Origin of the sequence: Micromonospora sp. NPDC005710 (assembly GCF_040630995.1) — a bacterium.
Lineage (GTDB): Bacteria > Actinomycetota > Actinomycetes > Mycobacteriales > Micromonosporaceae > Micromonospora.
On sequence record NZ_JBEXYP010000049.1, the window covers coordinates 1 to 7,862 of the forward strand.

General features: G+C 71.9%; 9 protein-coding genes and 1 pseudogene. 4 read left to right on the forward strand and 6 right to left on the reverse strand.

What is annotated here, in order from left to right:
- The 4 genes from ABZ406_RS30595 to ABZ406_RS30610 form a co-directional block, all read left to right on the forward strand.
- Nucleotides 1-1,183: hypothetical protein (locus tag ABZ406_RS30595; protein WP_357769002.1), on the forward strand; the 1,183-nt coding region annotated here is incomplete at its 5' end.
- A gap of 33 nt (nt 1,184-1,216) precedes the next feature.
- Nucleotides 1,217-1,657 carry a hypothetical protein gene (locus ABZ406_RS30600; protein WP_357769004.1) on the forward strand — a complete coding sequence of 147 codons (441 nt, stop codon included), beginning with the start codon at nt 1,217-1,219 and terminating at the stop codon, nt 1,655-1,657.
- 80 nt (nt 1,658-1,737) lie between these two features.
- A complete protein-coding gene (locus ABZ406_RS30605) occupies nt 1,738-2,310 on the forward strand; it encodes a GNAT family protein (protein ID WP_357769006.1) in 573 nt (190 codons plus the stop codon).
- 29 nt (nt 2,311-2,339) lie between these two features.
- Nucleotides 2,340-2,753: a type II toxin-antitoxin system Phd/YefM family antitoxin gene (locus ABZ406_RS30610; protein WP_357769008.1), complete on the forward strand. Its 414-nt coding sequence runs from the start codon at nt 2,340-2,342 to the stop codon at nt 2,751-2,753.
- Between the two features lie 22 nt (nt 2,754-2,775).
- On the opposite strand, the gene ABZ406_RS30615 is transcribed toward ABZ406_RS30610, so the two are convergent.
- From ABZ406_RS30615 to ABZ406_RS30640, 6 genes and pseudogenes are all read right to left on the reverse strand, one after another.
- A complete protein-coding gene (locus tag ABZ406_RS30615) occupies nt 2,776-3,843 on the reverse strand; it encodes an ABC transporter ATP-binding protein (RefSeq protein WP_357769010.1) in 1,068 nt (355 codons plus the stop codon).
- Nucleotides 3,840-4,610, reverse strand: coding sequence for an ABC transporter permease (locus ABZ406_RS30620; protein WP_357769018.1), 771 nt, complete (start codon nt 4,608-4,610; stop codon nt 3,840-3,842). Before ABZ406_RS30620 ends, ABZ406_RS30615 begins: the two co-directional genes overlap by 4 nt.
- A 77-nt stretch (nt 4,611-4,687) precedes the next feature.
- Entirely contained in the window at nt 4,688-5,452 is a 765-nt protein-coding gene (gene modA / locus ABZ406_RS30625; protein WP_357769012.1) for a molybdate ABC transporter substrate-binding protein, read from the reverse strand.
- 137 nt (nt 5,453-5,589) lie between these two features.
- Nucleotides 5,590-6,012 carry a MerR family DNA-binding transcriptional regulator gene (locus ABZ406_RS30630; protein WP_357769014.1) on the reverse strand — a complete coding sequence of 141 codons (423 nt, stop codon included), beginning with the start codon at nt 6,010-6,012 and terminating at the stop codon, nt 5,590-5,592.
- 260 nt (nt 6,013-6,272) lie between these two features.
- A complete protein-coding gene (smpB, locus tag ABZ406_RS30635) occupies nt 6,273-6,764 on the reverse strand; it encodes an SsrA-binding protein SmpB (RefSeq protein ID WP_357769016.1) in 492 nt (163 codons plus the stop codon).
- Nucleotides 6,765-6,807: 43 nt separating this feature from the next.
- Nucleotides 6,808-7,862 (reverse strand): annotated as a pseudogene (locus tag ABZ406_RS30640) (hypothetical protein); the annotation flags it as partial.

Consider the following 7,862-nt stretch of genomic DNA (forward strand, 5'->3'; position numbering starts at 1 on the left):
GGTCGCGACCGGCCGCGGTACCGCGCGCCTGGCCCGCCGGGTGCCGGCGCCCTGGCTGTACGTCATCGGCCTGTTCCTCGGCGCGAAGTTGCTGCTCACAGCGCTCGGGCTCCTGGTCCTGCACGCCTGGGACGGTGTCCCCGGGGCTCCACCGGCGGACGAGGCGCTGATGTGGGCGCAACAGCGCGACATCTCCGGACACCGGTGGATCTCCTTCTGGTTCGCCTGGGACTCGCTGCTCTACCTGCGGCTGAGCACCCTGCCCCTGACCGGGCCGTGGGTGGACTTCGGCTTCCCCCTGCTGTATCCCTTTCTGGCCCGACCGGTCGGCGCGCTGCTCGGCGGCGACACCGCCCTGGCCCTCCTGCTGATCAGCAACGTCGCGTTCCTGCTGGCGCTGTGGTACGGCCACCGGCTCGCCGAACTGCTGCTCGGTGACGCGCCCGCGGCCCGCCGGTTCACCAGGTACCTGGTGCTGCTGCCGACCGCGTTCCTGTTCCAGGCCGCGCTCACCGAATCGCTCTTCGTCTGCCTCGCGCTGGCCACCTTCTACTACGCCGAACGGCAGCAGTGGCTGCTGGTCGGCGTGTTCGGTTACTTCCTGGCGATGAGCCGCTCCGTCGGCCTGCTCGTGGCGCTGCCGCTGGCACTGGTGCTGCTGCGGCAACACGACTGGCGACTCGGGCCGCGCGCCCTGTCCGGCTACCTCCGCAGCGGGTGGCCGTTGCTGCTGCTCCCCGCCGGATGGTTCACCTTCATGGCGTACTGCCGATGGCGCGGTGGCGGCTGGTTCGCCTACCAGCACGCCCAGCGGGTCGGCTGGGGCATCGAAGTGCAGAACCCCGTACCGGTGGTGCTGGACGGGTTGACCGGCGAACCACGCGACGCCGCTCGGGTGTGGTTCGCCGTGGTCGTCCTGGCCGTGCTCGTCGCCGGGTTCCGCCGCCGGGACATCCCCTACCTGGTGTATGGCGTCCTCATGGTGCTGGTGCCGCTGTCGATGGGTCCGCCGGTGTACAAGAGCCTGCTGCGCTACCTGCTCGCCGCCTTCCCGGTGGCGCTGGTGCTGGCCCGCTGGGCCCGCCACGCGAGCGTCGACGTGTGGCTGACCGCGACGCTCGCCCTGGTGCAGGGCGTGCTGTTCGTCCTCTGGCTCAGCTACTGGACCCACATGATCATCTGATTGGACCTTCCGTCGGCCGGGCACCATCACCCGATGACCGAACCACTGGTACGCCTCGACGACCTGGGCGCCTGGCTGATCAAGGGCAACGCCGACCTGGTCGACCTCGCCGCCCGGTTCGCCAGTGAACCGCTGGTGACGAGCTGGTGCGTCCGCCCTGGCTACCGGGCGCGGTTGATGGGCGCCGGGCAGCCGGTGGTCTTCTGGGCCAGCGGCAGCCGGAGCCCACTGCCGTACGGGGTGTGGGGCGTCGGACGGGTCACCGGGGCCGCCGACCCAGGCCCAGCGGGGCAGCAGTGGACGGTGCCGCTGGATCTGCCCATCCTCCCCGAACCCGACCGGGTGCCCCGGCAACTGTTGCGCGCCGACGACCGGCTCGCCGCCCTGGAGGTGTTCCGTCAGCCGCAGGCCGCCAACCCCTCCTACCTGACAGTGGCCCAGTTCGCCGCCCTGCGTACCCATCTCCCGATCTGAGCGTGCCCCGGCCCGGCCCTGATGCACGGGCCTGTGCGAGCCTGCTACCGACATGTGAAGCACATTCGAGGGGAGGCCCGGTGTTCGCCCTGCCACTGACCGAGGACGTCGAGCTGCGCCCGCTGGAACCGTGGCGGGCCGAGGAATTCCTCACCCACCTCGATCGGGCCCGCGCGCACATCCAGCCCTGGGTGTCGCCGTCCTTCGTCGCCACCGACCTGCCGTCGGCCCGTGCGGTGCTGCAGCGCTACGCCGACCTCCACGCCAGCGACAGCGGCGGCATCTGGGGGCTGTGGTGGCGGGGCACCCTCGTCGGTGGGGTCATGTTCGTGTCGTTCGACGTGACCCGGGGCGTCTGTGAGGTCGGCTGCTGGGTTGAGCCGGCCGCGCAGGGCAGAGGCATCGTCGCCCCGGCGGTACGCCGGATCGTCGACTGGGCCGTGCGGGAGCGTGGCATCCAGCGGGTGGAGTGGCGCACCACCGCCGACAACACCCGCAGCAAGGCACTCGCCGACCGGCTCGGCCTGCGGCTCGACGGCACGCTGCGCCAGGTCAGCCCGGGTCCGCGCGGTCGGATCGACCTGGAGGTCTGGTCGGTGCTGGCCGACGAGTGGCCCACCATGCACGCACCGTCCACTGACGACGACGAATAGTTGTCATACCCGGGCGGCACCATGCATCCATGGCCGTCCCCGCGCTCACCCCTCATTCCGACCCGCCGCGTTCCGTGCCGCTGCGTGAGGCGCGCACCCGGTTCAGCCAGCTCGTCGCGCTGGCCGAGCTGACCGACGCGGTCACCGTCGTCACCCGCGACGGCGATCCCCGCCCGGTCGCCGCGATCGTCCCCGCCGCAGCCGCCCGCAGCGGCGCGCAGGCCCGCGCCGACGCCGACCGTCTCGCCACTGTCACCGCCGGCTGGGCCCGACGCCTCGAGGAGCAGCACCGACGCAGCACCCACCGGCACGCCGCCGAGCTGGGCGCGGTCCGCGCGGCGCTCGCCGAGGCATGGGCCGAGCTGGATCGCCGGGTCGTCCCGGGCAGCGACCCGACGCTGGCCCGGCTGCGCGCCGCACACGCCGACCTGCTCACCGACTGACTCGCGTCCGCCTTCGCGCCGGTCAGCCGGTGGCCGGGTACGCGTGGGTCTCCGTCGCCTTGACCGCCACCCAGACCCGCTGACCCGGCAGCAGCCGCAGCTGGGCGGCGGCGGCCGGCGTGACGTCGGCGGACACCCCGATCGGCCCGTCCACTTGCACCCGCACGCTGTCACCGTGACGCTGAACGCCGACCACGGTGCCCGCCCAGGTGTTGCGCGCGCTGCCCTCCGGCCGGGCCGGATGCAGCGCCACCGCGGCCGGGCGGAACGCCACGAACGCCTCACCGTCCAACCGGTCGGCGACAGTCAGGGTCAGCTCCGGTGACACCCGCACCCCGTGCCCGTCGGCGCGACCCCGGTACAGGTTCAGCCCCACCAGCCGGGCGACGTAGTCGGTGCGGGGGCGGGCGGTGACGCTCGGACCGTCGCCCTCCTGCACCACCCGGCCACCCTCCACGATGACCAGACGGTCGGCCAACGCCAGCGCGTCGAGCGGGTCATGCGTGACCAGCACCGTCGCACCCGAGTGCGCGGACAGGTGCCGGTGCAGCTCCGCGCGGGTGTCCAACCGGGTGCGCGCGTCCAACGCGGCGAGCGGCTCATCCAACAGCAGCAACGATGGTGCCACCGCCAGTGCACGGGCCAACGCCACCCGCTGCGCCTGACCGCCGGAGAGCTGCCGGGGCCGGCGCTGCGCCTGCGCGTCCAGCCCCACCCGACCCAACCACTCCCGGGCCGTGGCGCGGGCGGCCCGCCGCTGCACGCCGCGCCGGCGCGGCCCGAAAGCCACATTGTCCAACGCGCTGAGATGCGGAAAGAGCAGATAGTCCTGGAAAACCACGCCGATCGACCGGCGTTCGGTGGGCACCCAACCCCCGGTCTCCGGACAGTCCAGGTCGACACCGTCGAGGGTGAGGTGCCCATCGGTGAGGGGATGCAGACCGGCCAGCGCCCGCAGCGCGGTGGTCTTCCCGGCGCCGTTCGGGCCCAGCAGCGCCACCACCTCGCCCGGCGCCACCCGCAACGGCACGTCGAGCCGGAAAGCACCCCGGTCGACGACGAGCCGGGCGTCGAGAAGCGGACCGCTCATGCGGTGGTCATCCAACGGTCCCGCAACGCGACAAGGATGCCCACCGACACGACGAGCAGCACCAGGCTGAGCACGATCGCGGACTCCAGGTCCGTCTCCAACGCCAGGTACACGGCGAGCGGCATGGTCTGTGTCCGACCGGGATAGTTACCGGCGAACGTGATGGTGGCACCGAACTCGCCGAGCGCCCGCGCCCAACACAGCACCGCACCGGCGGCCAGACCGGGTGCCACCAACGGCAACGTGACACGGGTGAACGTGGTCCACCGGCTGGCACCCAACGTCGCCGCGGCCTCCTCGAAACGGTGGTCGGCGGCACGCAGAGCACCCTCCACGGCGATCACCAGGAACGGCATGGCGACGAACGCCTCCGCCAGCACGACACCAGTGGTGCTGAACGGCAGGGTGATGCCGAACGTGGTGTCGAGCCAGCCACCGAGCAGGCCATGCCGGCCGAAAACCAGCAACAACGCCACCCCACCGACCACCGGCGGCAGCACCAGCGGCACGGTCACCAGCGCGCGTACCAGCCGCCGACCCGGAAACTCGACCCGGGCCAGCAGCCAGGCGAGCGGCACCCCGAGCAGCAGGCAGAACGCGGTCGCCACTGTGGCGGTCTGCACCGACAACCGCAGGGCGGTCAACGCCCCCGGCTCGGTGAGCCGCTCCGGCAGGGTCGTCCACGGCGCCCGGACCAGCAGCCCCGCCAACGGCAGGACGAGAAACAACAACCCGAGCCCGGCCGGGATCAGCAGCCCTGCCGGCACCCGCCCCCGCCGTCGCGGCGTGGCGCGCCGCCCCCGTACCGCCGGCCTCTGGACTGCGTCGTCGTCGCGGACCTGGCTCACGGAGCCTGGAACCCCGCCTCCGCGAGAACCGCCTGCGCTGGCGCCGAACGGACGTACGCGACGAAAGCTTGCGCCCCGTTCGGATTCGGCGCCTCCGTCAACGCGACGATCGGGTAGTCGTTCACCGCCCGCGCCGACTCGGGAAACTCCACACCGGTCACGTCGGCGCTCGCCGCCCGCGTGTCAGTGCGGTAGACCAGCGCCGCGTCGACCTCGCCCAGCTTCACCTTGGCGAGCACACCCTTGACGTCCCGCTCCAGAGTGACAGGCGTCAGCGCGACGCCAGCCGCGTCCAGGGCGGTGCGGGCCGCCGCGCCGCAGGGCACCTGACCGGCGCAGAGCGCCACCTTCAGGCCCGGGCGGGTCAGGTCGGCCAGGCTGGCCACCGCCTCCGGGTTGCCCCGGGGCACCGCGATCACCAACTGGTTGCGGGCGAAGACGGTCGGCGTGCCGTCGGCCGCGCCCGCCTCGACGACAGTGGTCATGTTCGCCGGGGCAGCCGAGGCGAACACGTCCGCCGGCGCACCCTGGGTGATCTGCGTGGCCAGCGCGGAACTGCCGGCGAAACTGACTGTCACACGGCTGCCCGGGTTGGCAGCCTCGAAGTCCTTCCCGATGCGCGTGAACGACTCGGTGAGCGAGGCCGCGGCGAACACTGTCACGGTGCCTGTCACCCGGCCGTCCCCGTTGCTGCCGGCCGCCCGGTCGTCGCCCGCACCGCAGCCGCTGACCGCCAAGCCGGCCGCGACCAGGACAGCCACCGCCGTACGCCTGCCCCGCGCGCTGTTGCTACTCCCGCCGTTACTGCTCCCGGCGTTACTGGTGGCCGCCCCGGGGTCCATTCGGCCGTTCGTTCGCGTGGCCGTATCTGCGTGTGTCCGGTCGTTCGTTCGCGCGTTCATCCGGTTGTCCTTCCACGCGCCGGGACGGGTGCGGACCGCTCCACCACGACCGTGGTCGACTTGATCACCGCGACGGCGACCGACCCGACCCGCAGGTCAAGCTCGTCGACGGCCTCCCGGCTCATTAGCGAGACGACCCGGAACGGGCCAGCCTGGATGTCGACCTGGGCCATCACCGTGTCCTTACGGACGTCGACAACGATGCCGCGCAATCGGTTGCGAGCCGAGGAGAATTCGGCGCCCGCATCCGGGTCGGCGGCCTGAGCGCGAGCGAATGCCGCGAGGTTGACGCCGTCGACGACCCGATGGCCGTGCTCATCGCGCCCGGCTGTCAGGCGTCCCGCGTCTACCCAGCGGCGAATGGTGTCGGCACTGACGCCGAGCAGGTCGGCGGCCTCCCCGATCCGGTACGTCGTCACCCGCTCACCCTAGCTTCCGCATCTGCCATGAAGAAAGACCAAGTTGGGCGGCAATCGCCCGGGTAAGGAGGTCCAAAAGCCGGCAGGTGCGTCTTACTGTGCTTGTCTTCGCGCCGATCTTGCAGTTTCGGTCGTCGACATGGGTGGAATGCCTGTTATCTCGGGACAGAAAGTGCAAGATCGCCGAGCGGGGGGGAGTCCGGATCCGGCGAGAGAGGCACCCGCCCGCCGAAGCGCGGACGGGCGACCCCGTGGCGGTGTCAGGGCCTGCGGGGGTGGCCCTTGAGGTGCCGGCCCAGTTCGCGGGCGATCTCCCGGTTGGCGTCGCGCTCGGCCAGCGTCTGCCGTTTGTCGTAGGAGCGCTTGCCCTTGGCGAGGGCCAACTCGACCTTGGCGAAGCCGTTCTCGAAGTACATCGACAGCGGCACGAGGGTGATTCCGCCCTCGCGGACCTTGTCCAGGATCCGGTCGATCTCGGCCCGGTGCAGCAGCAGTTTGCGGTTGCGGCGTGGGGCGTGGTTGGTCCACGTGCCGTAGGTGTACTCGGCGATGTGCAGGCCGTACAGCACGATCTCGCCGTCGCGTTCGTGCGCGAAGGCGTCCACCAGCGAGGCCCGCCCTTCGCGCAGCGACTTCACCTCGGTGCCGACCAGCACGATGCCCGCCTCGTACGTGCGCAGCACCGTGTACTCGTGCTGGGCTTTCTTGTTCGAGGCGATCAACCGGCGTGCGGGCGGCTTGGACGGGGTCACCTGGCGACGATATCCGGCCGCCGGGGCGGTCGTACCGGCCGGTTCAGCCGCGTGTCGGGCGCAGCCGCGCGGTCAGGTCCCGTACCGCGTCCGCGAACGCGTCCTGCGACTCGCACGGCCAGTGTCCCAGGATCGGTGGGGGAACGCTGTCGCTGGGCGGCGGCACCACGTCCTGCGGGTCGGTCAACCGCCGGTCAACTGTCGCGGCCGGCCCGGTCAGCGTCTCCGCCTCACCCGGCCGGTGGGAGGCGAAGATCCAGCCGCCGATCGGGTCGGTGTCGCGCCACAGGTTCAGCCACCGCCAGCCGATCCGTTTGCCGATCTCCCGCAGCGCCCGCTCGTCGGCGTACGCCGGGAAGAGCCGGGAGTACAGCCGGCCCAGCGGTGACCCGTAGGTCAGCAGGGCGACCCGCTCGGTGATCCGGGTGGGCAGTTGCAGGACCGTGGCGGCGAGCAGCACCGAGCCGTGGCTGTGGCCGGCCAGCAGCACCCCCTGCCCCTGCTCCACCAGGTAGGTGATCCGTTTGGCCAACTCCGGCACGGCCCGCTCGGCGTAGCAGGGCGGCGCGAACGGGTGCGCGGCCCGGGGCCAGAAGGTGCCCAGGTCCCAGAGCACACCCACGTACCGTCGGAACTGCGCCGTCCGGTACGCGAAGATGCCACCCACCACCAGACCGAGCAGGATCGCGGCGATCACGTAGCTACCGGACCCGATCAGGAAGTTGACCATGCCTTCCGGCACTCCCACGTAGCGCTGCGCCACGTCGCCAGGTAGGAGTTGGAGCAGGCCGAGCAGGCTGGTGGCCAGGCCGAGCGCCGCCAGGCCGGCGTACACCGCGAAGAGCGGTTCCAAGCGCTCGGTGAAGCGGGCCCGGGCCACCGCCTTCTCGACCCGCCGCACCCGCGCCGCCGCGTGCGGCGGCGCGTTCGGGAAGTCAGCGGCGACGATCGCCCGCGCGGCCCGCCGCCGCCCGCGCCGGGTCACCCTGGTCACCAGGCCGGCCACCAGCAGAGCGGTCACCACCGCCAGAAAAAACCCGAAGATCGCCCACTTGTACGCCAGCGGAGGGCTGGTCTCCAGGCTGTCCGCTGTCGTCC